4 protein-coding genes and 1 pseudogene are annotated in these 1,489 nt (G+C 60.2%); 3 read left to right on the top strand and 2 right to left on the bottom strand.

The features are described from left to right. The first annotated feature begins 101 nt into the window (after nucleotides 1–101). Nucleotides 102–365, top strand: coding sequence for a hypothetical protein (locus tag IC50_RS38110; RefSeq protein WP_035716801.1), 264 nt, complete (start codon nucleotides 102–104; stop codon nucleotides 363–365). A gap of 80 nt (nucleotides 366–445) precedes the next feature. Here IC50_RS38110 and IC50_RS41890 read toward each other — a convergent pair whose 3' ends face one another. After that, the gene (locus IC50_RS41890) at nucleotides 446–598 is read right to left on the bottom strand and encodes a hypothetical protein (protein WP_157461211.1); all 153 of its coding nucleotides are present in this window, start codon (nucleotides 596–598) and stop codon (nucleotides 446–448) included. A gap of 58 nt (nucleotides 599–656) precedes the next feature. Next, a pseudogene (locus IC50_RS44140) lies at nucleotides 657–773 on the bottom strand (DUF3072 domain-containing protein); the annotation flags it as partial. 176 nt (nucleotides 774–949) lie between these two features. Here IC50_RS44140 and IC50_RS38105 point away from each other — a divergent pair. Further along, complete coding sequence (locus IC50_RS38105; RefSeq protein WP_035716799.1) at nucleotides 950–1,183, top strand: hypothetical protein; 234 nt, start codon at nucleotides 950–952, stop codon at nucleotides 1,181–1,183. After that, entirely contained in the window at nucleotides 1,177–1,404 is a 228-nt protein-coding gene (locus tag IC50_RS38100) for a hypothetical protein (RefSeq protein WP_035716796.1), read from the top strand. Before IC50_RS38105 ends, IC50_RS38100 begins: the two co-directional genes overlap by 7 nt. Nucleotides 1,405–1,489 lie beyond the last annotated feature (85 nt).

Here is a 1,489-nt window from a genome sequence, read left to right as displayed (position 1 = left end):
TTCTGCTCATCGAATTGCTTCAACCAGTATTACGGTATTACGGTGACAGCACTGTCACCGTATTCTCGTAATCTGGTCATCGCCGGCCTGCTGGGATTGTGATGTACTCCGTTAAAGCGAGCCTCATCATCGCATTGGCCATCGGGGCGCTCATCTCGACGGTGCTCCTTGTCCTGGAGCCGCTGACCGACTTCGCGTTCCTCTCGCTGGAATGGCCGGGCATCACCGCGGCTTATTTTTTCTGGGGGGCAGTCGGAGGGTTCACCTTCCTCGGCATAGCCATCTCCTGGGTCGTGAACGCACTGACCTACGGTCTTGGCGCTTTCGTCATGCTCAGCGCCTTTAAGGTGCTGAGGGAAGCATGAAGCGCTGGCTTCAGATGATGGGAGAGATTGCGAGGGGTTGCTGCGCCTTGGGGCCAACTCCGCCGACCGTGCCCACTCCCTCACGCTGCCTTCTCGACAGCCTTCACGATGATCTCGACTTCGAAATAGCCCATGTCGCGGAGTTCGGCGGCCTTCTTCTCGGCCGCTTCCCTGGTGTCGCGCTTCAAAATGATCTGGCCCGCTCCGTCGCGGGCGCAAACGAAATAAGGCATTTTCGATTCCCAATTTCGTTTGCATACACATGGCTCCGGATTCCCGCAAGAATACGGGTCACCGCTCCAGCCCGGCCTTTTGCCGCATCTCGTCGATCAGTTCCGGGGCCTCGACCCTGGTCAGTTCCTCCTCGGGCAGGTCCTGATGTGCCTGCCCGGCGAGGGTCTTGAGATAGGATTCCTGGGCTCATTCCTGGGCTCCCGTCATCGGGTCGTCCCCGGAAACCTAATCCTTCGGTTCCTTCCGGATGTAGTCCGCCATCGAAAATCTCCTTCTCCGTCAAACGCCGGACTCGACTCATCGTTCCGTTTTTGTTCTCTTTGGCCATATTCAAATCGTGAGGGCTGAACATGCCGGACCTGGACTTTGTCAGGCGGGAGATCGAACGGATGCGCATCCAGATTGGCAGGCAGAGAAAGGAGATTCTCCAGCTGCAGCGGGCCGGCGTCGGGACGGCCTCGGCCGAGGCGCTGCTGTCGCGGATGGAGGCGAAGGTTGAAAGTCTGTGCGCCCAGCGTGCGGCGCTGAGGAGCGCAGAGCCGCATCACAACAAGGGCAGGGTGCTCGGCGGGAGGACATGGTGAGCAGGCGCTGGTTCGACGACGAGAGAGAGCTGTCGCCCTTCCTGACCGCGCTCGAGGACGTTCGTAGAAGGGCGACACGCGAAGGGTGGTGCTATGCCCATGTCCAGGCGATCATCGTGGCCATCGACCAGTACGCGGAGGCCGCGACAGGCAACCGCGAGTATTTCCTGAACAAGCCGGTCTCAATCGGCGATAGCCGGAACGTCGCGGACATTCCGTGAGGGGCCATGTCCTCGCGTCGTTGCTCTTCGCATCGGTTACGTCGCCGGTTCAACGCAGTGGTTCGAGCCGCGCAGCACCGAGGTC

The organism is Bradyrhizobium genomosp. I (2014) (assembly GCF_000261685.1).
Lineage (GTDB): Bacteria > Pseudomonadota > Alphaproteobacteria > Rhizobiales > Xanthobacteraceae > Bradyrhizobium.
The sequence above is the reverse complement of the archived record's forward strand: the minus strand, read 5'-3'. Positions and strand labels throughout refer to the sequence as shown.

Coding starts and splice junctions, on each gene's coding strand:
- IC50_RS38105 (WP_035716799.1), top strand. CDS start 950: ATGCCGGACCTGGACTTTGTCAGGCGGGAGATCGAACGGATGCGCATC.
- IC50_RS38100 (WP_035716796.1), top strand. CDS start 1,177: ATGGTGAGCAGGCGCTGGTTCGACGACGAGAGAGAGCTGTCGCCCTTC.
- IC50_RS38110 (WP_035716801.1), top strand. CDS start 102: ATGTACTCCGTTAAAGCGAGCCTCATCATCGCATTGGCCATCGGGGCG.
- IC50_RS41890 (WP_157461211.1), bottom strand. CDS start 598: ATGCCTTATTTCGTTTGCGCCCGCGACGGAGCGGGCCAGATCATTTTG.